Origin of the sequence: Niallia sp. FSL K6-0212, assembly GCF_038007605.1 — a bacterium.
GTDB lineage: Bacteria > Bacillota > Bacilli > Bacillales > Cytobacillaceae > Niallia > Niallia circulans.
Map to the genome: position 1 here is coordinate 4,215,225 of NZ_JBBOXL010000001.1, position 24,646 is coordinate 4,239,870.

Here is a 24,646-nt window from a genome sequence, read left to right on the forward strand (position 1 = left end):
CCTAATCAACATGATATCTGAAACCACCCTGTCTCTTTCGGAAAATCATCTCTACTTAACGGTCTCCCTAATATTAACTGGCGATAGGAAGTAATGGTGCCGTCATGTGAAACAATATAGATTTTCTCTTTTTTTAAATGTCTACAATTTGCTAAAAATTCTTCCGCCTGTCTTGTAAATTCACTATCTATAACAGTATTAAATCCGTTCTCCCATAATGACTCAGGGGGATTGTCGTCTAGTTCAAAGACAGGAAAAATATCTAGTATTTTCTCCTTTTCCATCATTAGATCACAAGGCAAGGTTTGTTTATTCGTTAAGAGAGGGAACATCCTTGGAGAAACATAAGGAGTTACTATTTTTTTACAATCGACTCCATCAGTCCATAGCATAGCTGTTTCCAATGTCCTTACTAAGGGGCTAATAAACACAATATCCTGAGTGGTTAAAGGCAAACGTTCCTTTAGCTTATTAGCTTGATCCCTCCCCTTTTTTGTGAGAGAAGGATTTCTTTTTTGTAAACTAGCAGGAAGGTTAAGTGTGTGTTCTCCCTCTCCATGTCGTATAAATATTAAGTCCATCTTATCCACTCATCCTTATTTTTGATTTCCTTTAACCAAGCAATAAGTTTCTCTACCATTTCGGGTGTAAATGCATGATTCACTTTTTCAAAAATTCCCCACTCCACATTGGTTCTTCCCTTCTCCTGGCTAAGATACTTATAATAATTTTCTTGACTCTCGATTGGAATTATCGTATCACTATCTCCATGCATAAGAAGAACTGGTGATAGACTCCTCGTTGTGTTTATTGGATCGTATTTCTTTAATAACTTCTCTTCTTCTTGAGACATCTCTTCTCTATCATCTCGTATACGAAATAATTTTTCTGTAAGGAGGAAGGAACCCGAGCCATTGATGTTTGCCAAGCCACTTATGTCAGGCTCTTTCGCAAAAATACCATTTGCTATAAATCCCCCCATTGAATTGCCTATTAATATGATACTGTTTTTCTTTATTCCTACTACGCCTAAAAAATCATTGAATTCATCAATAGTATGGAAAATAGTATCCCAAAAGTACTGCTGAGTAATGTTGTAATCAAAGTGATCTTCTAAAGGAAATCTTTCATCGTGATATAGGATGTCAGGAATTAATACGCCATACCCTTCTTGAGCAACTTCTTCGGCCAACTCTATGTATCCCTTCGCTGTTCCACCCCAACCATGATATAAGATTACAATTTTGTCTTTATTTTGAATATTTTTCGTAGATTGATAAAACTTCCATTCACCGATTATTTTTCTTTCCACTGTTGTCCCTGCCTTTTTCTGCTGATACTTAAATGAATCTCTTTGCTTTCCCGTATTCTATCAGCGCCTGATAAGGATCACCTTTTAATCCTAGAACCTGACAAAAAGCTGGCTCTGTTTTATAGCCTTGTTTCTTTCGTATAAGTACTTCTTCTTTTACGGATGGATTTATCCTTAAAACGGCGTGTTCAATTATCATATGGAGATACGCATATTGCTGCTTAACCGGGATAGGCTGACCAAACAATTCAAATTCAAAGCCATCAAAATAGAAATTTGCTTTTATTACTTCCACTTCTCTAATCATTAATCTTTTTAGGCGAAAATGATTCATTTTTCCAAAATAATCGATGACAATCTGGCTAAAAATTTCAAATTCGTAGACTTCCATTATAATATCTAAGTCGGAAGACTCTATATCCACTCCAATTGGAATGGTTCCGCAAAGAATTGGCTTATAAGAATGTAAAATTTCATTTATTTTTAATTTCTTCAATGCTAAATATGCTTGCTGCTGTTTAGCACTACCTCCCTGTAAATAATCTGGCGTATCAAATAGTATCCAGTCCATCGTTAATAAATCTCCTTTATAGCATGGAGTACGACTGGGTGTAGAGAAGATAAGGAAGGTTTGTCTATTATTGTCAACGATAAACTTTTTAAGAAATTTTTGCAATTCGCTACCAAGAACCAATAATTTTCTTCCTCTAATTCATTCTTATCTTTCTCTAACTCCTTCCTCCTATTTTTTATCCAAGATTCCAACACTTCCTTCTCTAAACCGTTATCTGCCATTTGTACAATGGGAATAATCATGCGTTCTTCTTCATCATGAATATAGACACTCTCCGACTGATAGATTTTACCCAAAATCGCCTTCACTATTTCTGGATAATTACTTTGCTTCATTTTTTTATTTTTGACAAGTTCATCGAAAGCATCTGCTGCATGTGCAACACTATGGGCCCATCCTTTTTCTCTAACATATCCCCTCACATCTTTTTCAAGATGTACATAGCTAATCAACTTATCCTTCACTTCAAGGATCTTTGCCCTTGATAAGAAATCATCGCGATTATCTTGATAAAGTATAAGTGCTATTAATAAAGAGGTGAAAGAACGAGTGAAAACAGAATCTGTATTCTTTTCGCCAATTCCTTTAAATAAAAATTGATCACTTATACAAATATCTAATATTTCAATTAATAGATCGTTATCTAGTTTGGATTCCAATATAAACTGACAAAATGTTTGATAAATCAAGTTATCTCTTAACTCGCTATCAGGGGAGCCAATATGTTTAAGCATGGACAGGATGACTTTCTGTTTTGTTTTTTCATCCGATGTTATTTCATCCAATTTATCATTTCCTAAGAAGTACTTTAACTCTTGTTCCTTCATTGCAATTATATTTTCTATTAAATTCAAATTCTCACTCCTATCAAAAACTAGGGAAGTATAATCCATTTTCATTTCTTTACTTTATGCATGACAAACTGTGAGTTGCTTTTTTTAAACTCATTCTTGTTGTAAAAGGAAATTAAATCTTCCTCACAAAATAAACTGATAACATCAATATTAGATAATTCATCTACCATTTTAGCAATTAGCTTTATGCCAATTCCTTTCCGATTAAAGGAGCTGGAAATAACAACATCCTCTATATACGCTCTAAAAATCCCATCCGATATTGCTCTTGCAAACCCAATGAGCTTGTTCTTTTCCCATGCACCTACAGAAGGCTTGCGAGGTGATAGAACTATATAAAAATGCAGGATGGTGGAAGGAAAGAACGGAGCAGGATATAGAAAAAATGTTATCCCAAACATTTAATTGGTTTCTCTTGCGATGTTCGTATTTCTATTTTCATGTCGTCTGCCTACCTATTTTTTATTTGTCAACTTTGTCAGCCAAAACAATTTCCAAAATACAAATTCATACCAGTCAACCTGTTATGATGCTTTTTTAGCATAAGCTTTTTAAGATCAAAACTCGGTTCGCTCCCCTTCAAAATTATACCATTAAACCTCAAAATATGATTAAATTTCCAAAACCAAAAAAGCAAAGTGACCTTCGATAAAAAAGGTCACTTTTTCTAAGATGAATGCTTTCTAGCAAAATATTCTTGCACTTTTTTAGCTACGACATTAGGTTTTACATCCATAACGGTTAAATCATCTATGTCTACCCACATAGGCAAATAAGTGCCACGATCTCGATTAGAATTAGTAAACTCTTCACCTTGCCCTGATCCAATCGTTCCATGAATGATATCAGCTAGAAAAAAATACTGAGTTCCTTGCTTCTCTAATTCTACAAGGCATTCTTTTAGTTCGACAGTTACCCCTAACTCCTCGAATGCTTCCCGTTTAGCTGCTTGCTCAGGGCGTTTCATCTGCTTCAATTCCTCCGCCAGGAAAAACAAAATAAACGGAATTATCTCTTACTCTTTTAATTAAACAAAATTTGTTCCCTTGGCTAATAACAACAGAACCCCTATTTCTCAATGTATTAACTCTCCCTTATTTTTACCATTCGGATTTTCCTCGCTAGCAATAACAATTAATTTTCCAATCACAAATTTATCATTCTGTTCTTCAATAAAATTCTATCATTTCGGCAATTTTGATTAAATCTCTTACATCTTTTACACCCGAGATAGTATATTGGTATCTATCTGTTTTTAGTATTAATTTTGGCTTTTTCTCCATATCTACTAAAACAGCCTCTTGATTATTAATCGTGATCTCGTATTCTTTTTTCACCACACTATTTATTCCGTTTCCTCGCATATTATTAGGCTTTTTTTCTGAATGGATAGAAAAATATTGGCCATTCTTTAACGGATAATCAACATTAACTAGAATGGAACGCTTTTCTTTTCTCGCACTTATTTTTGGTTCACCGACAACTACAATGGAAGATAAATTTTTAGTATTTAGGTTATATGGTAATATCGCTTCCTCTGATAGATAAACAGTTGTTTTATTTTCGATTTTATTCTGCTCTTCAACTGTAAAAACTACTCTTTCATCTTGATCCGCTTCCATATCGAAAGCTGCATTTTTTGCTGCCCCTTTTTCAAATGGGAGTGATTCCATTTCCATTTGAGTGAAAAGAAAGAGAATCACTGCCGCTCCTATAATTGCCACAAAAGGGAATGGTTGAAGTGCATTTTTCGTTTTCCGATTATTCTTCATCTGCTCCTTCAGCTTTAAATGCAAAGCATCTTTTCGTTCTTTATTCCAATATATATCAGCTTCTAAGTCCCTCAATTCTGCATCTAGTTGTTCCTTATATAATTTTTCCATTTAATTCTCCCTCCTTTTTTAATTCTTTCTCCAAAGCTCTCATGGCTCGAAATAAGGTCGACTTCACTTTAGCCTCTGACCATCCTAAAATCCCTGCCGTTTCTTCAATAGAGAATTCTTTTAATTTTCTTAGAATAATGATTTCTCGATAAGTTGATTTCAAGGTACTTAACGCCTTGTAAATTTCTAATGATTGTTCTCTGATCTGCAGCATCTCTTCAGGTAATGGATTCTCATCTTTTTTAAATAAAAAAGCTTCTTTTAGCAGTATTACCGGCTTCTTTTTTCTAATCATATCGACGGTGAGATTATGAGCAATCCGATACAGCCACGTTTTTTCACTTGCATCCCTTTTAAATGTTTCCAAGTGGATAAAAGCTTTCAAAAAAGTATCGTTTGTTAAATCTTCTGCCTGCTGATAATCTTGAATCATGATGAAAATATATTTAAAAATAGCTTCTCCAAACTTTTCATACCATTCTAAGATGATTTTATCTTTCTCATTTTCCACCATTTCCCCTCCTTTATTAAAAATTCTATGTATAGACGGATAGAGTTCTAAAAAGTTTTACTTTTTTTAAATATTTTCAAAAATAAAAAGTGGATTCCTGCAAAGAGGTCCACTTTCGGTAATTCTCTGTTTATATAAATTCCTTCATTCTTTTCATCGCAGAATGAACTGTAAGCCGGTGATAAGCGACTAATTTATTCATAAAAATCACTCCATAAACACCATATGGAGTTGGCGACAGCTTTAATAATTCTTCACGTGTTTGGAGATGGTGAATTTCTGCCTTTATTTGTAATTTACTAGCTGCTTCTATTACATTATCGATGGCTATATCGATATAGGGGCATTGCGCTGTGCGGAGAATGGTTAATTGGTTGTTATGAAGTGTCAGTCGTTCTTCCCAATCATTCGGAAAATATGGATTTGCTGCTTCATTTATTTTGTAGACTAATAACTCGAATCCATAGGGAGCATCTTCTAGTTCAGTGAAATCTTTTTTTAAGAAAACTTCCTTGCTTGGCGTCCAAGAGGTTGTTGGATTTGTTACCACGATAACGCCATCCTTTTTATGATTTTTTGCATCTTGAATTACCTTTTCAATTAGCTGAGTTGCATAGCCTTTACCCGTTATATTTACCCATAGACAATGGATGACATAGTAATTTTCCCCATATACTACTCTGGAGGAATGTTCTATGGGTGTATATTCAATAAAACCGGCCAGCTTGTCATTCTCCATTAGTTGAATATATTTCAATCCTTGTCCAAATTGATCTATTAACCATGCTTTTTTTGCTTGATAGCCTGTTGACTTCTGTTTGCTTCTTAAACAATAGCAGCCATTTGCTTGTATATTTTCTGCGGTTAATTCAATCAGCTCTATTTTATTCAAAATGTTTCTCCACTCCCCATCGCAAAATGTTCACTCATTTCTGCCAAAACTTCGAATTATAGAAACTATGGAAAAAACTATAATAATAGGATATCGCCTTTCCTTACACAAACGATATCCTATTATTTTATTTCACTTTTATTTTTGTTGCTTGACTCTTATTCTTTGCCTTATCTTGTGCATATATCAATAAGTTTGTATTTTTCTTTTGTTTTTTGATTGTCATTTTAAAGGAACCTTTTGCATCAGCTGTTGTTTTTTGCACGAATTTCTTTCCATTATAAATAGTAATAGTTGCGTTCGCTTCTACTTTTCCAGCAATAAGTGTCGTCTTCGATGTTACATTTGTCGTAATCTTTGGCTTTGCTGGAGGAGTCTTGTCGATAACTTTTATTGCTTTGGATGTACTATTCCCAGCTGCGTCTATTATCTTAATTACTAATTTGGTTCCTGCCTTTTGTTTTGAAATCTTTATTTGGAAACGACCATCTTTTTGTACTGTACTTTTTCCTAGTTCCTTTTTACCTGCCAGTACTACAACTTTTGCATTTACTTCTCCTTTTCCTGATACAGTTGTCGACTTATCTGTAACTTCCTTAATTTGAGGTTCGTTTGGAGGTGTTTTATCGATATTTTTTATGGTTATAGACTTAACCTGTTTATTTCCTCCCAAATCTACAACAGTAAAGGTATATGTTCCATTCTTTTTCACCATGTACTTTACGTTTTCATTATTCACTTTCTTCCCATCAGGTAGCTGGATATACCGAATTCCAAAATTATCCTTTGCGGTTATTTGGAGTTCTATATCTCGGTTTGTTGGTTTCTTAGTTTTTTGTGTAATAGTAATACTCGGCTTTATTGTATCTGTAACTTTTTGGCTAAACTCGCGTACAGAATCATAGAGATTCCTACTACCAGAACTTTTCGCATATACTTTAAATTGAAAAGTTCCAGTACCTGCTGGCTGCCATTCTAGCTTATTATTCCTACTATAACTTTGTATTTTTTTCCAATTATTCCCGTCTTTTATATAAAACTCATATAGAGGATTGCTTCCTCCCGTAGTTCCTCCAATAAATGTATACATCTTGGGTGCTTGTGAACTATCTTTTTCCAGAAACACCTCTGACACTGGTTCAACAATCGTTCCAAATGTTATGACAATATCACGATCCAAGCTTTTGCCTGCATAACCGCTAATAGCATTTTTATTTATCGTTAATTTATATTTTTTTCCCTTTGTTAATAATTCTGGGAGTATATGCAAATAATTATCATCAGACTCTATTTGAATAGGAATCTTCTTATCCCCCTCCATAAGAGTTATTCCATTTCTATCCTTCCATCTAATCCCCTGATTAAAAAAGAATAAAAGTTCAGAATCGATTTCCAGATTACTATTATCTTGTCTTAAACTTGCCCACACGTCATTTTTAACATCATAAAACAATGAATCCGTTAATTCAAAGGAAGACGGCTCAGTGTTTTTCATATACTCTACATAGTTATTTCCGTTCTCATCTTCATAGATAGCAATTAATCCATTTTGATAAAAGAGAGAATGAACAAAATAATCTTCTTTTAATGAATAGTAATAATCGGCAGATCCATAGCCATAAACATCTATTCCCCCAAAACTACTAGCTATATAAGTTCTTCTTCCAGAATCATCAAAGGCAATGTCATTAAAAGTTTCATATTCATTATTTTCCTCATCATAGCCCATCCTAAATTCAAAATCGAAAGTCATATCCTCTTCTTGTACAGTTGATAAACGAAATACAACCCCATTCATATTGTACATATATTGTCCGTCTGGGCTTATAACCATTTCCGAGCTTAAATGATAGTCTCCGTGATATGGGGAGTCATAATGGTCTACAATCTTGCCATTATCAATTAGATAGGCATAGGCATCTATTGGACTTATTGCTAAGTCCAATGTATAAAGACGGTGTAACTTTTCATTGTAGGAAATACTAGATTCCATGTAAATGGATGTATTATCATCGCCAGCATCTTCTGCTACTTCTTTTTTCGAATTTAAGGAATAAACCTTAATAGTTTCCCATTGATTAGAACCAGGAGTTATATAAAGGTAGCCATTCTGATCGATCGCAATATCCCATGGATCTGTGGATATTGGAAAGGTATCTAATAAAGTAAAATTTCCGGCATCCACTTCTGCAATGGCTCCTTTTAAGCCCTTTTCCGTATAATATGAATGTTTCATTAAATGCTGAGTCACATAGACTTTGTCCTTGTATACTTCCACTTTTTCTGCTGGGTATTTAAGATTTATCTTTTTTATTTCTCCCGTTAGATAATTTACTCTATGCAAAATAGGCTTACCTGTTTCTACCATATAAATATATGGGCGATTTGGATCAATCACTGCATCATCTGCTTGGAAATTAATCGATATCGCATTTGAAGCTGCCTTTATTTTGCTGTTAGAACCATAAGGAACAAATAATGATAACAGCAGTATAATAGCTATAAATAAATGCACTTTTTTTCGCAAAAAACTCTCCCCCTGTAAGTCTCTCTATAATCGTTGTTTAGTTTCATTAATTTTATACTTAATATAAAAGACAATTGAAATTCAAGCTTTCAATTATTTTTAAATCTTTTTTTGCTGATTTTAAACGACATTAATTCTCCTTTCTTCTTTTTTATCGGTAATCTTCTTCCATATTTTATCTTTTTCCCGTCCTCAACATTTTATATAAATAGTCATCTAAAAAGTTAATGCCTTAAGCATAAAATGGTGGTAAAAAATATAAACAGGAGTAGTCAAAATATCTCTACACCCGATGTGATAGATCCCCTTCTAATACAATCCTGCCCATATCACCGTTGATTTCTATAACAGTAAGACTAGTATCATGAATAAAAGGTGGTTCCCAGATTTTCTCCATTGGCAGCTCTTTAAAAATTGCTAGTAATAACTTTATCACCACGGAGTGCGTTACAAGCAGAACATTACCCGAAGCATAATTTTCTTTCACTATATTTAATGCTTGTTTAACCCTCTTTTCCACTGCAAAAAAATCTTCGCCATCGCTGGATTTGTAACGATGAGGGGCATTCCAAAAGAAATCAAATGCTTCTGGATAGCTGTCTTTCAAATATTCTGCTTTCTTTCCTTCCCATTTTCCCATATTAATTTCTTTTAAATGATCATCGAAAATAATCGGAATCTGCCTATCTCCTTTTATAAGGTTTGCTGTTGCGACCGTTCTTTTACTAGGGCTTGTATAGATTGCAGCAAATTCTATTTCTTTCAATCTTTCACCTAATAATACTGCATTCTTTTTTCCTTTTTCCGTTAAGTCTGAATCACTCCATCCTTGCATTCTTTTTTCTATATTCCACTGTGTTTCTCCATGTCTTGTTATGTAAAGGGTTAGCATTTCTAGATCTCCTAATCTACCATTTCTGAACAACAAAATGGTTTTTATTCCTTTTACCGGTGAAGTTTCCATAAAACCCTTTTTCAGTAGTGAACATAAGGATAGGGGGCGCCCCTTCCTAGCTTGTAATCTCCCTTATTAAATAATTTCCGTTTCAGAAATATTCAGTATTTGAAATGAATAATGATATTTTACTATATTTTTAGATTCGACCATTTACCTTAGCGGTTTGCCATGAACAATATGCCAATGAAGATGTTTGGAGTCTTGATACTTGCCAAGATTGGTGATAACTCTGCATGCACCATGTTCCTTTGTCACGGTAGCAGCTACTTGCTTTACAACGCCCAAAAGCTCCAATAGTAAATGATTATCTCCTTCTTCTAATGCAATAAGAGAAGCGATGTGTTTTTTGGGAATTGCTACTATATGAACTGGATAAAAGGGTTTTGTATGATAATATGCTAACACATTTTCTGTTTCCATCACTTTTCTAACCTTTGTTTTTCCACTAAGAACTTCGTCACAATAAAAATCTTCAGACATCTTTTTTCCTCCATTTCCTTTTTAAACACTTGTCTATGGTCTTTTCTCCCATGGTTCCACTACACCTACTACTTTTCTCTTCCAATTATTTTTTATGGCATCAATCACTCCAGCTGAAATCTCTTTATGTGTAAGCCATCTGGAGGAGCTATTCTCCACAATAAATCCTAATTGAATCTGATGATAGCTGCAATTAGGGGGAATCGTTAGTTCCTTCTTTATTTTGGACAAATCCGAGCTGCTCCCAGTAATGTGAAACAAACGCCAATTCTGTCTGCTTTCGGAAAGTTCGTCCTTTACTATATTCAAAGCATTTTTTCCTATCAAATGAACCCATGCTACAACCAAATCAATTGGTCCATTCTGTTGTATAGACCATTCTAATTTCTCCCTAAACGCAGTGTGATTTGTATAATCAACCAGTAAGGGGGTTATTTTCGTTTTATGGTCCAGGTTATCTATTAAACTATTTATTGGGGCAGCTTTTCTGCCAACAATAGATAATCTGCAATCCTCTTGCTCAGCCAGCCATCCAGACACATCAAAAAGCATTCCTGTGCCTCCAATAATTAAGGCATGCTTCATATTTTGCTCCTCCTTATAAATAAGCCTTTAACCAATCAGTTTTCATGTCTTGCTTACTACCCAAAACGCTCCTAAAATTTCCTAATAATTCCTCTTATCTTATTACTCTAACAAACTTAACCCGTTTATTTAAAGTAAAATCAGTGATATTCTATAAATAAGTTAAAAACTATGGGGGGAAAGACTTGAAGATTTTGAATTTTGGTTCTTTAAATATTGATAAAGTATATTCGGTTCCTCACTTTGTTTCTGCTGGCGAAACTTTATCTTCTACGAATTATGAAGAATTTCCGGGCGGAAAAGGATTAAATCAATCAATTGCACTTGCTAAAGCTGGAGCACAAGTATACCACGGAGGGAATATTGGAAAAGACGGCTTATTTTTAAAAGAAGTATTAGCGGAAGCAAATGTAAATGTTGATTGGATTGGTGAGAATGGGAACACAACTGGCCACGCCATTATTCAAGTCTCTGCTAGTGGAGAAAACTGTATTCTTTTATTAGGCGGAGCAAATAAAGAAATAACGATTGATCATATTAACCAAGTTTTAGCGAATTTTTCCCAGAACGATTTACTGTTATTGCAAAATGAAATAAACGATTTAGCATACATAGTGGAAACTGCACACAAAAGAGGATTAAAGATTGCTCTTAATCCATCACCTATCGATGAGACAATTACCAACCTAGATTTTTCAAAAATTGATTACTTAATATTAAATGAAATAGAAGCAAAAGCAATAACGAATGAACATACAAATGACAAGATTTTTCAAAAGCTTTTATCCTTAAACAAGCAGCTAAAAGTCGTCTTAACATTGGGCAATGAAGGTGTAATTTATAAAGATAGTTTAGAAGAACATAGACAAGCTGCTTTTAAAGTAGATGCAGTTGATACAACCGCTGCAGGTGATACCTTTTTAGGATACTTTTTAAGTCAAGTTTCCCAGCAGGCGGAAATAAAACATGCCTTGCAAATGGCTGCAAAAGCTGCTGCAATTGCTGTAACACGGAAAGGGGCCTCCTCCTCTATTCCAAATTTGCAAGAAGTAATGACGTTCACAAAGAAATAGATGATAAAAAAGTGAGAATTTAAGTAGTGATTCTCTCTTTTTTATGGAATCACAATCACCAAACGGAATATATATATTGCATTTAGCAATATATATTAGTTATAATGTAATATATACATTCCATCAATAAGGAGGATTGCCTTGAAGAACCATATTAAAATTGCAAGAATTCAAGCAGATTTAACCCAGCAGCAATTAGCGGATAAGATTGGCGTTACTCGTCAAACAATCAGTCTTATTGAAAAAGGAAAATACAATCCTACTTTAAAACTTTGTCTTGAGCTCTGTTATTCCCTCAACAGAACATTAGATGAATTATTTTGGGTAGACAAGGAGGAAGAAAAGTGAAAAAAATAAAAGATGAACGTCTAATTATGAAAAACTTACAAAATATTAAAGTAGCCTATATCATTCAAACGCTTGGTATTATTGGCATATTAGGCTATGACCTTATTACAAAAGGCTTAGTTGGAATGAGAGACAATCCGTTATGGTATGTATTTATTATTACTAGCATCATTTCAGCCTATCTATCAATGAATATAAGCGTCGATCATGAAAACAGCAAAAAGGACCCTAAAAAGGGACTATCTCTTTCTATTACTATTGTCACTCTGCTTTCCGTGCTTATTGGAATTCTAATAATCCTCTCTGATAGAGAGCGTATCTTAAATGGTGTTCTTATTGGCGGAATAGTATTTATATGCGGGATCATACCTGTACTTTATACTTATTATTTACGGAATAAAAAAGGAAGAGATTTGGATGATGAGGATGAAGTTTAACTCTCTTACTGACATTTATTTTAGCCTGCTGGATTAATCTACCACTTTCGCTTATAATTATTGTAGTGTAATACTAGAATCATAGCATTAATAAATGTTAGAAAAAGGTGTAATATGAATAATTTTTTTAGCAGGCTAACCCTTTTTTTATATATTATTTTTTTCCTCCTAACTGGAATAGCTTTTTATTTTATCTATAAAGATTTTACTACCACTTTTCCCTTTTATTTTATCATTGGATATATCATATTCCTATTTTGTTTTATATTTTACTTACTATGGATGGCAGTATTCACGTGGAAGAAAAACTTTAGCTGGTCTTTATTGGCAAAGAAGGTATCGCAATGTATTTGCCTGTTTCTCTTATTCAGCTTAGTTAATTATCTATTTTCTTATTTTTTTCATCCGAATCAGAAGACTTTTGCATTTTCTTTTACCTCTCTTGGCTTAGCAATAGGTCTTACGTTTCTAGATATTCCTTATTTTCAAGGTAAAAGTAAAAAATAAAGCGACAAAATTACATGATTTACTATGGCTTAAATCCCATAGTGAATCATGTATTTTTCTGCTTCCTGCGCTGCTGTTATTTTTCGAGCTAGATCAATAAGCTGCCCTGATTTTTTAGACGCAACGATATCTAAAAAAAATGGTAACGATTCAGGAGGAATAAGTGTTATTCCGTAATAGGCTAAACCTTTAGCCGGTCGTTCAGATGTTGGAAGTATGTTTTCATCATCGCTAATGGTTTTATCAGCTCTTGTATAAAATCATCATTTACAGGTATACAATCATAAATATCTGGAGTGTAATGATTATATACATACTGTTTATTGAAATTTTCAATGATTCCAAATTCGTGGGTAATAGTCAAGCTCTTCATCCTTTCAAATAAAGCCTGCCAATTTAAGTTAAATTTTAACAAAAGAAAGATGAGCATACTATATTTTTTAGGATATTCTAAAGTTTGCTGCAATGATCTGGAGCTTCCCTTTAAAAATACGTACATAGCTCCATTTTATAGGCGAAACAAATCTGCTGTTTCTCTAGATACCTCTGCAAGAATACCATCTTTATGCTTTAACAATTGTTGTAATGCTTTTTGAACAAATCCTTTTTCAAACGTTTCAATGGGCTGAGGTAATTCTTCTTGATCCAAAATATAATACATTTGATTAGGTTTAACGACAATATCAATAATTAAATCTTCATAGATAACCATATCGTTTTGAAACCAATTTTTTCTCACAATATTGAAATACGCTCCTAAATATTTTCCAGTTGCATCTCGCCAAAAGTATAAATTATATGGCTGATCCAACCAATAATAAGCAAACGTATAGGTCCCTTTCGGAATAACTAGTTTTTGTTTGCCTTTCCTCATTTCAAATGACTTTTCCACTTGATGCAAGAGAGTGATTTTCCTTTTATCCGATTGAAGAAGTTTGCATTGATATTCTTCTATGGTAGAATCATAGCGAATTTTCCGTTCGACTATATTTTCTCTATCCTTTAATTGCAAGTTTACCACTCTATCATCTCCAAATTCGATTCAACTTTACTCTTTTTTCCCTATCTTATAGGCAAAACAAACATTTATACAGATCAAATCCACAGAATATTCAGCTCAAATATTCTTATCCTGATACATTCTCACTAAATGTCTTTGTAAACATGCTAAAATAAGAATTACTAATTAATTAAAATCGAAGGAGGAGAGTAAATGTATGTAAAAGTATATGAATATCATATACCAACCGATAAAATCAAAGAATATTTCTGTATTCAAGAGAAAGCAAGCAACATCTATCGCAAGTATATCGATTCAACAACAACCTATTTACAAAGTAATGATGATCCGACAAAATGGCTGGAAATCACGACCTATCAGAGTGAACAAGACTATCATGCCAATATTGCTTTAATCAATGAACAAACGGAAATTGCTGCGTTATTTCAAGAATTCCAAGCTTTGCTTCACCCCAAAAATAGTCAAATAAAAGAAAAAAATTTCACCAAAATAACAGAAATAAAGTAATTATTAAAAAAGGATACCTTAATCGATATCCTTTTCTTCTTACTTAAAATCCTTCCAATTCATCGCATTTTCATTTAACAGTTCTTCAAAACTTTTATTTTTTTCTCTTTGTCGACGTTCTTCTCTTTTTCTTTCTTCTTCTGCTTTTTGCTTGGCCTCTTCTTGTTGTTTTAGTTCTTGCTTTTTATTTTTCAGTTGATCTGCTAACTGTTCATTTAGAAGATCCCCTAATGTAACAGGCTTATCCTCCTGTTTTGTTTTTTGTACATGTCTCCGCTGCTTTGCCATCTGAATCCCCCTCCTTCTTTGGATTTTACAGTGCAAGTTCTATTGTTTCTTCTAATTCGACTTCTACATTCCCTTTAATCGCTCTTGTAATCATGCAGCTCTCTTCCGCTTTATGGGCAAGTTTTGCTGCAAGCTTTATGTCTTTTTCAGCAGCCTCTTTTTTGAGCACAATCTTCGGGCGATGAATAATTTTTTTGTAAGTAAATACACCGTTTGTGACATCAACTACTGCTTCTGATTCTAATGTTAAGCTTTCCTTCTCAAGTCGACTTCTTTCCATCATTGCAGCAAGTGTAATAATAAAGCAAGTTGCTGCTGCTCCGAGAAGCATTTCATCTGGATTAGTACCGACACCAGGTCCTTCCATTTCTTTTGGAATCGATATTTTTGTTTTTAAATTGCCACTTTCGATTGTCCCAATATCATTTCGATATCCTGGCCAATCAGCTTTTAAATAAAAATGATGTTCTGCCATAATTCACCCTTCTTTTTACTATGCTGTATGTATAATAACATATTTTTTTACTCAAGTTATATTAGAGAATTGGATACGAAGACGATTGCTAGTATCTTCACTTCTATAAAAAAGGGGGGAAGCATGATGACTCAGAAACGCGACAAAGGCTACAGTCAAGCTGGTAAGCCTAATGCAGATACTGTCAAACAAACAATTGCCGCAGAAGAATTAGAAAAGGCCATCCATCCAACAAACAGACAAAATTCTAAACAGTAGTCCAAGCCACACCACACCTTCTACGAAGGTGTGGCTTTTCTCTCTCCCAGCTACCTTTATCTGTAACCATTTATTTCATTTTGCATAAAATTTTTTATCATAACAGCCATCTGTATAAGTCTAATTTTTGATAATTAAAGAAGTTGTCCATTTTGTTTCTTTCTAAAGAAATGATACACTCAAATTAGTTTCTGCTAAATTTTTCAACTTACTGGAGGAATCGGTTTGAGAAAGCTGTTTCGTTATTTGTTTTCTGTGTTATTATTTATTACTTCCATTGGTTTATACTGTTCCAATCGATTAATGTATATGAAGAAAAAAGACAATGACTTTATTGTAAATAGAGAAAAAGAAGCTGGCAGATTAGACCCTGTTTCTTATGAAAATTTAACTAAACAAGAAATTACCATTCCTTCTCCTTATGGTTATGCTTTAAAAGCAATCCTAGTAGAGCCTTTTGATACGAAGAAATATGTCATCATTTCCCATGGAGTCACGGAAAATAAAACGAGTTCGATTAAATATATGAACTTATTTTTAGAAAGAGGCTTCAATGGTATTATTTACGATCATCGCAGACATGGAGAGTCGGGCGGGAAAAATACAAGCTTTGGCTATTACGAAAAATTTGACTTAAAGCAAATTGTTGATTGGCTTAAACAAGAAAAAGGAAAAGATATTCTTTTAGGGATTCATGGTGAATCGATGGGTGCAGCAACAATGATTCTTTATGCTGGCGGAATCGAGGATGGCGCCGATTTCTATATTGCGGATTGTCCATTTTCCGATTTCAAGGAGCTTTTAGATTATGTCATCAAACAGGAAATAAAACTACCTGGAAAAATCTTTATTCCTATCGCTAATTTATTTTTACGTGCCAGAGCTCGCTATTCCATTAAAGATATTTCTCCTATCTCTGTCATTGATAAAATAAAAAGTCCGATGTTATTTATCCATAGCAAGAAAGATGATTTTATCTTGCCAGAAATGACGCAAAAACTTTTCGATAAAAAGAAAGGTCCTAAAAAATTATTTTTTGCTGTTAATGGTACACATGCTCAAAGCTATAATGAGAACAAAGAGGCTTATGAAAAAGCCGTTGATGATTTTTTAAAGGAATATGTGCAAAGTTAAAATTTAAGGCTTAACAACGCTAATTCTGCTAAATAATAGTGTATTCAGATAAAGCCATCGAAACGATGGCTTTTCTTATAATTCTTTATTATAAGATCGCCTTCTTGAAAAGCTCATCTTGCCCCTTCGTAAAAGAGAAACTATCCACATTCATTATAATAATTATTATTTCATTATTTTTAAAAATTTCTTTACATCCCCTAGAAGGTTTGATATGGTAAATAACATTAAAATGCCATAAACAAATACATGCGATGAAGAGAAGAGTACAATCATGCAATTCTTCAAAGAGAGCTCCAGTTGGTGGAAAGGAGTAGGAATAATGGTTGGAAGCAAGCCTCTGAGTGGCACATCGGATCCATATAGGTGATGGTGTGACAGGTGCTCCTGTTATCGAGCTAGGGTATACGTATGGACTTCATACCGTACCTACAAAGGATAATATGGTAACATATTGTCAAACTGGGGTGGCACCACGGCGCGCAGCAACTCGTCCTCAAGACTAAAATCTTGGGGGTGAGTTTTTTTCTTATCCAATTTTACATTTTTAAGGAGGAAATAAATTGCGTATAAACAAGTTAGTGAAGTCGTGGAAATACCCTTCTATCTTATTATCAAGCATTGGTGTTTCCAGTATTGGAGAATGGGTCTATTTTATAGCACTAAATTTAATCGTTCTTGATAGGATGGGAGTACTTGCTGTTTCGGGGTTGTATATACTTAGGGCTCTATCTGCATTTTTTACAAACTTTTGGTCCGGTAGTTTAATAGACCGATTGAATAAAAAACATCTGATGGTTTTGCTGAACATATTCCAAGCAGTGTTCATTGCCTTATTGCCTTCCCTAGCATCTCTTTCTGCCATTTATACACTCGTTTTTTTTATTAATGTAGCTAGTTCCATGTATGAACAAACGTCAGTACCGTACATTACCAAGTTAATTCCTCCAGATCAAAGAAAAAGGTTTAATTCACTTCGAAGCTTAATTGATTCTGGAGCATTTGTGATAGGGCCTGCCATAGCGGGAATGCTATTTATGATTGGCACACCTAATTTTGCCATCTATAGTAATGCAATAGCCCTTTTCATTTCAGCTCTTATCACACTTATTATGCCAAATATTGAAAAAAATGATTTTATTGAAACAGAAGATAAAAAAATAACTTTAAAGATTTTAAAACAAGATTGGAGATTAGTTGTCGATTTTAGCCGGAACCACCTGTATATTATCATTATTTATTTACTCTTTAGTACAGTGATGGTTTTGGCAACTGCTGTAGATTCACTGGAAGCAGCGTTTTCGAGAGAAGTGCTTCTATTGTCAGAGAGAGATTATGGATTTCTGGTGAGTATTGCTGGTGCGGGGATAATTGTTGGCGCACTAGTAAATATCATAATTGTTAAAAAGGTTGCTACCTCTTGGCTGATTGGTCTTGGATCCTTAATGGTATCGATCGGATATCTGATTTATGCATTTTCTGCTAATTTTTTGATAGCAGCAATTGGTTTTTTTATCCTTTCCTTTTCTATGGCTTTTCTTAACACCGGATTTAACACATTTTATCAAAATAATATTCCCGTACATATAATGGGAAGGATTGGTAGTGTGTACAGATGCATTGAAGCCTTTTTTATCATTATTTCGACCATACTTTTTGGGATAATGGCTGAAATGATTTCCATTAAGTCTGTTATCATATTAGGAAGCACCATTATGTTTGCAGTAACAATTATATTATTTATCTTTAATACACAGCCTTCGAAAGCAGCGTTTTATACAGAGGAATAATACTAAATATACATACTCGTTAGTGCTTTTCCTTATAATTAGATCTTGAATATGACAAAAATACAAAAGTCCTTGAGAATAGGATTTCTCTCAAGGACTTTTGCCATCAATCTAAACTAATTTTTTTATTCCATTAACTATAAGAATAAGGGTAATCCTATTTGTCTGCATATCCAGCATTATTATATCCAACATAAGTAAAGGACAGCAAAATGAAAGAAACAGGAGAAAATACTGCTAAAATAATAATTACAACCTTTCTTCCATATCTCTATGTTTATCAATAATTAGTATAATGTTCGTTTTATTATACATTTTGAAACATACGCTCTCTTTAAAAGCGAGTATCATATGTTCAGGATCTTACAGCAAAAGCCGAACTAAATCAAAAGTGTTTCTGCAGCTTTGATTTAGAGAACAAATACATTGTCATACCAAATAACATTCCACCTAAAAGCCAGATTAATACGTTCCACCACTCAAGGTTTAATTCGCCTGTTGACAAATATGGAAATACATATTCCATCAAAATTAACATACTTAAGCCCCATTGAATGCCAGCTAGGAACGACGATTTTTTCAATTGCTTTCTCTTTTCTTCGTACTCTTCTATAGAAGCACAATCCGTTTCATCAAGCTGTTTCTTTCTTATTTTTATAAGTGTCAGAATTGCATAAATCATATTAATAATGAAAAGCTATGGAGTTGCAAATGAAAGTGTATGATGAATTGTGTCGATAATGAGACTCATAATCATTAATAGTGTGGTCAAATACCACAGCATAATTCCAGAAAAGGCTAATTCTTTATGGATTTCATAGAGCTGGTATTCATCTCGATCATCATAAACCCCTATAAAACGATTAAGTATCTTATTCCTCATTAGTATTATCCTCCCAAAATAGTGTATTAAGGTCTGTGTTAAGCTCCTTGGCTAAGGAAATACATAAAGACAAAGAGGGATTATATTTATCATTCTCAATTAAATTAATGGTCTGTCTTGCTACACCTACTTTCTTAGCGAGTTCAATTTGGGTTAAGCTGCAATGTTTCCTATACTCTTTGACCTTGTTCAAGTTAGACATCCTTTCACGAAGACCTGTAAGTACATTATATATGACATTTCGATCGAATGTCAATTATACATGACATTTTTTCTTATATTCTTGTTATCCCAACTAAAAAACTGCACCTAATGAAGGTACAGTTTTTTTTATTTTACAAACGTGTTCCATTTTCTACACAATAAACAGGTTAGAACCTCATTAATAACTGGAACTTTTGAAAAAAGCAAGCCGCAATCAATTAATTGTTATCAAGAGATTTAAAACTATAACTTTATCAAATTTAATCAAGTTATTCTCTCATTCCTTTCATTAGGTCTAATCTTGTCGCTAATTTTGCGGGAATTAAGACTGCTCCTAAACCAATCAAAGGTGATAAGAAAAATAATCCCAATAGAAGTTTTGGTAATACTGCAAATGTATTGGCATCTAAGCCTTGAATGAAGCAATATGCCGATAAAGTGGATAATCCAATCGCTAATACACCAGCTGTTGTTGTTAGTAATGCGCCTTCCATTAGTAATAATGAAAGTAACCTTTTCTTAGTACTCCCCAATACTCGCAACATACTAAGTTCTTTCAGTCTTTCTTTAATACTGCTGGCAGTACTGTTCATTAACCCAATAACAGTAAATATAATAATCATGGCTACTGCCAAGTAAAGAAGGAATACTCGTTGAAGGAACTGCTGCTCCAACTCTGTCAACTCTTCAGCACGGCTATAGAGAATTGTATTAGAATATGCAGGATCCTGTAATAAGGCTTGAATCGACTTAACTTTTTCTTTCTTATCTCCGTGAAGAATGTTCATTTCTACCTGGTAAAGTGTGTCAATCCCAAACATTGCCTTCATATTTTCTCTAGTTGTAAAAAAATGATAGTCAGCATCCCCTATATGCTCTGTATCAGTAATAATTCCTTCTACTACAAACTCTTTTTCATCTAACTCATTAAAATCCTCTGACACATTCACTATAATAGTATCTCCTATATTAAATCCATACTCATCAGCCGTTTGTTCTGTTAGCATAACGCCATTTTCACTCATCTCTTCTGGAGTTGATAAACCATCAGTCTTAATACTACCAGAATCAAAACTATGTTGAAGGTCTGTTCCACTAATGCCTAATACTACTTCAGACAATTCCCTTTTATTTGGAGGGAGATTTTCTATTAAGAAAACCACTTCATTCGTATAGTAAAATGCTTCTAGATCAGGATCTTTCTCCACCTTTTCATAGAAAGAGTACGGAAATCCTTCTGCTAATTCTGAAGCAACGGAAATTACTCTCAAATCGTTTGGATTGTTCTCTTTTATCATATCAGTCGTTTCATCTTTTATAGTTGTTAAAATAACCATTCCAATTACCGTAATGACAATACCAATTGTAAAAATGGCTGAAAGCTGTACATTCCTGTTTAATTGCCTTAATAAATTTCGAGCGGCTAATAGAAATTCTACTGGTATCCTAATAAACTTAGCAATCCAATCTAACAATTTAACACTGAAAGCAAACATAAGCGGTATACTCGTAAACGCACAAACAATGAATAACACTCCGTTTATCACAAACATTGATTTGCTCTGTATGAAGTAAACATTTATCAAATAGACAACAGCAGTAACCAAGCTAATAGCTATACTTATTACGGTGTATCTTTTGGATAAAGCCTGAACTTTGGTTGAACCACGATAAGCAACTACCGGCGGTGCTAAACTTGCTTGATAAGCAGGAACAAGTGAAGAAAATAAAATGACAAGGCTAAATATTCCTAAATTCATTAACAAGTCAGACCATGGGAAGATAATCACACCATGCCCGACATTCATCCTATCTATAAACAAATCGAGTGCTCCTACAGGAAGCAAAATCCCAATAATTAATCCTGTGACTAAAGATATGAATCCTAATATCAAGGATTCAATCAGTACAAGACAGTAGATATGCTTTCTTTCAAAACCTAATATTCTTAATGTCGCCAATTCCTTTTGCTTCTCTTGAACTGACATACGCATCGTACTAATGATAATTAAAGCACTAACTAAATAAATAGCAATGTTAAGTCCTTGTATAACTGGACCAATCCCGCCGATATTTTCTCGCTCCTTATCGATTTCACTGCGTGAGTCGATAAAAAAATCTGGATTTATTTGACGTAATTGATTAATGACCATTTGCTTATTTTCATGATTATCCAATTGGATAATCACTGCCGTCGTATGATTCTCATTAGAAGTTGCTTCTTGAAGCCATTCATAATCAAAAATAGCCATATTACTTAGTGCTTGATTATCTACAGTAAATCCAGATATAGTCACTTCTTTCGTACCATTAGGAGGGAATTTCATTTTCACAGTTGAGCCTATTTCTAATTGATGTTGTTTCGCATATTGGGAAGAAACCAATACTTCCTCTTTTTGGGGAAATGCACCTTTTGCTAGTGAGACAACAGGATATTCAAATGCTAATTCTTCATTCTCAAAACCTGCATATATTAGTTCCCCCAACATATTCATTTCCGACTCTTTGTCTAAATATGGATATAGAAAGCGAGTAGTTTTCTCAACTGATTCTAGATTTTCCATTTCTTCTATTTCACCTGCTGAAACAGATTTCTCTGCCGTCTGATATCCTACTACTAAATCATAGTCTCCATATTGTTCCTTAATTGCTATTTCATTGGATGCTTCAATACTAGCAATTAATACTTGTATAGCAATAATTAAGGCAACACCTAATGTCACACCAATAATCAAAAAAAGATGTCTCGTTTTATGGAATAACAAGAATTTCCCTGCTGCTTTACATAATTGCTTCATACACCTAAACCCTCTACTTTCGAGGAGATAATTCTTATTTTCTCCTGACATTCTAGATTCGTGTTAGCTAATGAAAGCACATCCGCAATTTTCCCATCACTCATAAAAACTACACGATCTGCATAGGCAGCAACAGTTGGATCATGTGTTACCAGCACGATAGTATGATGTAAGATATGACTGAATCTTTGCAGGATTGCCATCATTTCTTTTGATGTTTTTGAATCAAGACTTCCTGTAGGTTCATCTGCTAGAATCAAGTCTGGTTCATTTATTAGTGCTCTGGCAATTGCTACCCTTTGTTGCTGACCACCTGACAACAGCGTTGGTTTAGAATGGATAAATGAGCCTAATCCGACTAATTGTAATATATCAATGGCTTTTTTCTCTATGTCTCCTTTTTTGTGTTGCTTTAGCATTCCTGGCAAGGTAACATTCTCTAATACTGATAACACAGGGATCAAATGGAAAAATTGAAAAATAAACCCTATTTTTTCACTTCGTAAGCGTGTCAATTGATAATCGGTATATCCTTTTATATTTTCACCACTTATAAGAACCTCCCCTTCATCGTAAGTGTCCAGCCCAGATATCATATTTAACAATGTCGATTTTCCTGAACCACTTGTTCCCATTATTGCAACAAATTCCCCCTTTTCAACCTCTAAATTTATTTGCTCAAGAGCTCTTATTTCACTTAAACCATGTCCATATTTTTTTGATAGTCTGTTGACTTCTAGAACTTTCATTGTGAATCCCTCCTTCATTCCCATTATAATTAGGCAATATAAAGGCAGGATCAGAGAATTATCAAGATTCTATCAAGAAACATTCATTTACTATCAAAATAAAATAGTTACCTGCGTTTACTCGAAAAAAAAGAATCGACAATGGATAGTTCTTTCCATTGTCGATTCTTTTTTGTTTGAGGAAGTATATTATGCTGAACCATTAATAGGGATCCGTACAATCACTTTTGCTCCTTTTTTCTTATCATTAGTCGCTTTAATAATCCCTTCATGTTTTTGAATGATTACATGTGTAATGGTTAACCCTAGTCCCATCCTTTGATTTGGACCACTTCTTGCAGATTCTCCTCTATATAATGGTTTAAATACATAATCCAATTCACTTTCAACGAAACCTTCTCCATTATCTACAATTACGGTCTCTACATAGCCTTTATCCTCTTTTATTATAACCTCGATTGTTCCATTTTCTGGGCTGTGGCGGATGCTATTAGCCAATATATTTTCAAAAGCTCTTTTCAGCAATGAAAAGTCACCACTAATTTGCTTATTCGTTACATTATTTACTTCAACAATTATATTTTTTTGAGCCAAGCTATAATACAACAGTTCTTTCACGTCAGATATTATATCTAGCATAGTGAAAGTGGTTATTTTTTCCAGCTTAATTTGTCCTTCAATTTTAGAATAATCAGCCAATGATGAAACTAATTCATTCAAATGATCAGCTTGTTTCAAACACATTTCAACATATTGTATTTTCTTTTTTTCTTTCGTAATAATCCCTTTCTGTAATCCTTCCAAGAAACCTCTTAACGAAAAAATAGGTGTTCTCAAATCATGAACAATAGAAGAAACAAATAGTTTTCTTTCCTCCTCCAACTGTTTATTTTTCTGCTTTGCTAATTCAAGTTTATGCGCCATCTTCATAAAAGCTTCTGTACTATTGTTCACTTCTTTAATTCTGGAAGCTGGCAAAGTAACATGATAATTTTCATTAGAGATTTGTTGAGAAGAACGATTAAGAGCATACAATGGCTTAATCAAATTTTTATGAAAGAAGATGATAATCAAACCAGCAACAATTGTAATTATCCCAGTTAATATTGCGAGATCATAATTTGGATGGTTATTAAGCACTGCCTGATCCGATATTGGGTAACTAATATATACAGAAGCTATTAGTGAATCTTCAGCATATATATTATATTGATCAAAACCACCAAAATCATATTGTTCATATCTTACGCCTGTTGTTTGATCATCCTTTTTATCAATTAATGCATTTCTGGATTCTACTATTCCTTTTGTATAGGTTATTTCCCCTGCACGATTGATTATAAATAATTCTACATTATCTTCCTCCGCTTTATGGATTAACTGCTCTCGCCAATCTTCTTCAAAGAATACTCTTCCATCCATATCCAAAACATTTTTCTCTATCCACTCGTTCCTCTCATAGGTTATATCATCAAATTGAGAGTGGTTATCTATCACTTTATGGAAAATTAACTTTGTTATTGATACTGGAACAAAAAAAATGACGAGAAAGCTAATAAAAATCAATAACTTAAAACTTATTTTATGCATATTTACGT

At 33.7% G+C, this 24,646-nt stretch carries 29 protein-coding genes, 1 pseudogene and 1 other annotated feature; of the genes and pseudogenes, 7 read left to right on the top strand and 23 right to left on the bottom strand.

Annotated elements, in window-relative coordinates:
- Nucleotides 1–5: 5 nt before the first annotated feature.
- The 13 genes and pseudogenes from MHH96_RS20220 to MHH96_RS20280 all read right to left on the bottom strand — a co-directional run bounded on the left by MHH96_RS20220 (nucleotide 6) and on the right by MHH96_RS20280 (nucleotide 10,576).
- Nucleotides 6–581, bottom strand: a complete 576-nt coding sequence (locus MHH96_RS20220) for a histidine phosphatase family protein (RefSeq protein ID WP_047941058.1) — start codon at nucleotides 579–581, stop codon at nucleotides 6–8.
- Entirely contained in the window at nucleotides 572–1,312 is a 741-nt protein-coding gene (locus MHH96_RS20225) for an alpha/beta hydrolase family protein (protein ID WP_235850598.1), read from the bottom strand. The genes MHH96_RS20220 and MHH96_RS20225 overlap by 10 nt, the downstream gene beginning before the upstream one ends.
- A 28-nt stretch (nucleotides 1,313–1,340) precedes the next feature.
- Complete coding sequence (locus tag MHH96_RS20230; RefSeq protein ID WP_047941060.1) at nucleotides 1,341–1,883, bottom strand: DUF4269 domain-containing protein; 543 nt, start codon at nucleotides 1,881–1,883, stop codon at nucleotides 1,341–1,343.
- 2 nt (nucleotides 1,884–1,885) lie between these two features.
- Entirely contained in the window at nucleotides 1,886–2,740 is an 855-nt protein-coding gene (locus MHH96_RS20235) for a DUF2785 domain-containing protein (RefSeq protein ID WP_053215598.1), read from the bottom strand.
- Between the two features lie 41 nt (nucleotides 2,741–2,781).
- On the bottom strand, nucleotides 2,782–3,141 hold the full coding sequence (locus tag MHH96_RS20240; protein WP_053215599.1) for a GNAT family N-acetyltransferase: 360 nt from the start codon (nucleotides 3,139–3,141) through the stop codon (nucleotides 2,782–2,784).
- A 266-nt stretch (nucleotides 3,142–3,407) separates the two neighbouring features.
- Nucleotides 3,408–3,819 (bottom strand): annotated as a pseudogene (locus MHH96_RS20245) (NUDIX hydrolase).
- A 90-nt stretch (nucleotides 3,820–3,909) separates the two neighbouring features.
- Nucleotides 3,910–4,623: a DUF4367 domain-containing protein gene (locus MHH96_RS20250; RefSeq protein ID WP_047941061.1), complete on the bottom strand. Its 714-nt coding sequence runs from the start codon at nucleotides 4,621–4,623 to the stop codon at nucleotides 3,910–3,912.
- The gene (locus tag MHH96_RS20255; RefSeq protein WP_047941062.1) at nucleotides 4,607–5,137 is read right to left on the bottom strand and encodes an RNA polymerase sigma factor; all 531 of its coding nucleotides are present in this window, start codon (nucleotides 5,135–5,137) and stop codon (nucleotides 4,607–4,609) included. Before MHH96_RS20255 ends, MHH96_RS20250 begins: the two co-directional genes overlap by 17 nt.
- Nucleotides 5,138–5,264: 127 nt before the next feature.
- A complete protein-coding gene (locus MHH96_RS20260; protein WP_047941063.1) occupies nucleotides 5,265–6,026 on the bottom strand; it encodes a GNAT family N-acetyltransferase in 762 nt (253 codons plus the stop codon).
- Between the two features lie 127 nt (nucleotides 6,027–6,153).
- Nucleotides 6,154–8,553 (bottom strand): Ig-like domain-containing protein, encoded by a 2,400-nt coding sequence (locus MHH96_RS20265; protein WP_341117907.1) that lies wholly within the window; start codon nucleotides 8,551–8,553, stop codon nucleotides 6,154–6,156.
- Nucleotides 8,554–8,836: 283 nt separating this feature from the next.
- The gene (locus tag MHH96_RS20270) at nucleotides 8,837–9,445 is read right to left on the bottom strand and encodes a histidine phosphatase family protein (RefSeq protein WP_341117909.1); all 609 of its coding nucleotides are present in this window, start codon (nucleotides 9,443–9,445) and stop codon (nucleotides 8,837–8,839) included.
- Between the two features lie 216 nt (nucleotides 9,446–9,661).
- Nucleotides 9,662–9,991, bottom strand: a complete 330-nt coding sequence (locus tag MHH96_RS20275; protein ID WP_047941064.1) for an HIT domain-containing protein — start codon at nucleotides 9,989–9,991, stop codon at nucleotides 9,662–9,664.
- A gap of 33 nt (nucleotides 9,992–10,024) precedes the next feature.
- Nucleotides 10,025–10,576, bottom strand: a complete 552-nt coding sequence (locus tag MHH96_RS20280) for a short-chain dehydrogenase (RefSeq protein WP_341117910.1) — start codon at nucleotides 10,574–10,576, stop codon at nucleotides 10,025–10,027.
- A 185-nt stretch (nucleotides 10,577–10,761) separates the two neighbouring features.
- Between MHH96_RS20280 and MHH96_RS20285 the strand changes: the two genes are divergently transcribed.
- From MHH96_RS20285 to MHH96_RS20295, 3 genes are all read left to right on the top strand, one after another.
- A complete protein-coding gene (locus tag MHH96_RS20285; protein ID WP_341117911.1) occupies nucleotides 10,762–11,649 on the top strand; it encodes a ribokinase in 888 nt (295 codons plus the stop codon).
- A 141-nt stretch (nucleotides 11,650–11,790) separates the two neighbouring features.
- Nucleotides 11,791–11,997 carry a helix-turn-helix transcriptional regulator gene (locus MHH96_RS20290; protein ID WP_047941067.1) on the top strand — a complete coding sequence of 69 codons (207 nt, stop codon included), beginning with the start codon at nucleotides 11,791–11,793 and terminating at the stop codon, nucleotides 11,995–11,997.
- Nucleotides 11,994–12,434 carry a hypothetical protein gene (locus tag MHH96_RS20295; protein WP_047941068.1) on the top strand — a complete coding sequence of 147 codons (441 nt, stop codon included), beginning with the start codon at nucleotides 11,994–11,996 and terminating at the stop codon, nucleotides 12,432–12,434. Before MHH96_RS20290 ends, MHH96_RS20295 begins: the two co-directional genes overlap by 4 nt.
- 688 nt (nucleotides 12,435–13,122) lie before the next feature.
- Here the strand turns inward: MHH96_RS20295 and MHH96_RS25690 are convergent.
- A complete protein-coding gene (locus MHH96_RS25690) occupies nucleotides 13,123–13,305 on the bottom strand; it encodes a hypothetical protein (RefSeq protein WP_369988174.1) in 183 nt (60 codons plus the stop codon).
- 144 nt (nucleotides 13,306–13,449) lie between these two features.
- Complete coding sequence (locus MHH96_RS20305) at nucleotides 13,450–13,962, bottom strand: DUF402 domain-containing protein (protein ID WP_061798397.1); 513 nt, start codon at nucleotides 13,960–13,962, stop codon at nucleotides 13,450–13,452.
- A 192-nt stretch (nucleotides 13,963–14,154) separates the two neighbouring features.
- Between MHH96_RS20305 and MHH96_RS20310 the strand changes: the two genes are divergently transcribed.
- Nucleotides 14,155–14,469 carry a hypothetical protein gene (locus MHH96_RS20310; protein ID WP_047941070.1) on the top strand — a complete coding sequence of 105 codons (315 nt, stop codon included), beginning with the start codon at nucleotides 14,155–14,157 and terminating at the stop codon, nucleotides 14,467–14,469.
- A gap of 39 nt (nucleotides 14,470–14,508) precedes the next feature.
- Here the strand turns inward: MHH96_RS20310 and MHH96_RS20315 are convergent, their stop codons facing one another.
- Nucleotides 14,509–14,757, bottom strand: a complete 249-nt coding sequence (locus tag MHH96_RS20315; RefSeq protein ID WP_047941071.1) for a YqkE family protein — start codon at nucleotides 14,755–14,757, stop codon at nucleotides 14,509–14,511.
- Nucleotides 14,758–14,782: 25 nt separating this feature from the next.
- Nucleotides 14,783–15,232 carry an OsmC family protein gene (locus MHH96_RS20320; RefSeq protein ID WP_061798399.1) on the bottom strand — a complete coding sequence of 150 codons (450 nt, stop codon included), beginning with the start codon at nucleotides 15,230–15,232 and terminating at the stop codon, nucleotides 14,783–14,785.
- A 123-nt stretch (nucleotides 15,233–15,355) separates the two neighbouring features.
- Between MHH96_RS20320 and MHH96_RS20325 the strand changes: the two genes are divergently transcribed.
- From MHH96_RS20325 to MHH96_RS20335, 3 genes are all read left to right on the top strand, one after another.
- Nucleotides 15,356–15,490 carry a hypothetical protein gene (locus MHH96_RS20325; RefSeq protein WP_268874817.1) on the top strand — a complete coding sequence of 45 codons (135 nt, stop codon included), beginning with the start codon at nucleotides 15,356–15,358 and terminating at the stop codon, nucleotides 15,488–15,490.
- A gap of 225 nt (nucleotides 15,491–15,715) precedes the next feature.
- Nucleotides 15,716–16,624, top strand: coding sequence for an alpha/beta hydrolase (locus tag MHH96_RS20330; protein WP_061798403.1), 909 nt, complete (start codon nucleotides 15,716–15,718; stop codon nucleotides 16,622–16,624).
- A 245-nt stretch (nucleotides 16,625–16,869) separates the two neighbouring features.
- Nucleotides 16,870–17,125: a binding site (T-box leader), on the top strand.
- A 68-nt stretch (nucleotides 17,126–17,193) separates the two neighbouring features.
- A complete protein-coding gene (locus MHH96_RS20335) occupies nucleotides 17,194–18,414 on the top strand; it encodes an MFS transporter (RefSeq protein WP_047941352.1) in 1,221 nt (406 codons plus the stop codon).
- Between the two features lie 385 nt (nucleotides 18,415–18,799).
- On the opposite strand, the gene MHH96_RS20340 is transcribed toward MHH96_RS20335, so the two are convergent.
- The 6 genes from MHH96_RS20340 to MHH96_RS20365 all read right to left on the bottom strand — a co-directional run bounded on the left by MHH96_RS20340 (nucleotide 18,800) and on the right by MHH96_RS20365 (nucleotide 24,638).
- Nucleotides 18,800–18,997, bottom strand: a complete 198-nt coding sequence (locus MHH96_RS20340; RefSeq protein WP_341117912.1) for a hypothetical protein — start codon at nucleotides 18,995–18,997, stop codon at nucleotides 18,800–18,802.
- 114 nt (nucleotides 18,998–19,111) lie between these two features.
- Nucleotides 19,112–19,297, bottom strand: coding sequence for a hypothetical protein (locus MHH96_RS20345; protein ID WP_341117913.1), 186 nt, complete (start codon nucleotides 19,295–19,297; stop codon nucleotides 19,112–19,114).
- Nucleotides 19,287–19,490 carry a helix-turn-helix transcriptional regulator gene (locus tag MHH96_RS20350; protein ID WP_047941077.1) on the bottom strand — a complete coding sequence of 68 codons (204 nt, stop codon included), beginning with the start codon at nucleotides 19,488–19,490 and terminating at the stop codon, nucleotides 19,287–19,289. Before MHH96_RS20350 ends, MHH96_RS20345 begins: the two co-directional genes overlap by 11 nt.
- A 280-nt stretch (nucleotides 19,491–19,770) precedes the next feature.
- Nucleotides 19,771–22,299, bottom strand: coding sequence for an ABC transporter permease (locus MHH96_RS20355; protein WP_047941078.1), 2,529 nt, complete (start codon nucleotides 22,297–22,299; stop codon nucleotides 19,771–19,773).
- Nucleotides 22,296–23,048: an ABC transporter ATP-binding protein gene (locus MHH96_RS20360; RefSeq protein WP_047941079.1), complete on the bottom strand. Its 753-nt coding sequence runs from the start codon at nucleotides 23,046–23,048 to the stop codon at nucleotides 22,296–22,298. The genes MHH96_RS20355 and MHH96_RS20360 overlap by 4 nt, the downstream gene beginning before the upstream one ends.
- Before the next feature lie 189 nt (nucleotides 23,049–23,237).
- Nucleotides 23,238–24,638, bottom strand: a complete 1,401-nt coding sequence (locus MHH96_RS20365) for a sensor histidine kinase (protein ID WP_047941080.1) — start codon at nucleotides 24,636–24,638, stop codon at nucleotides 23,238–23,240.
- Nucleotides 24,639–24,646: the final 8 nt, after the last annotated feature.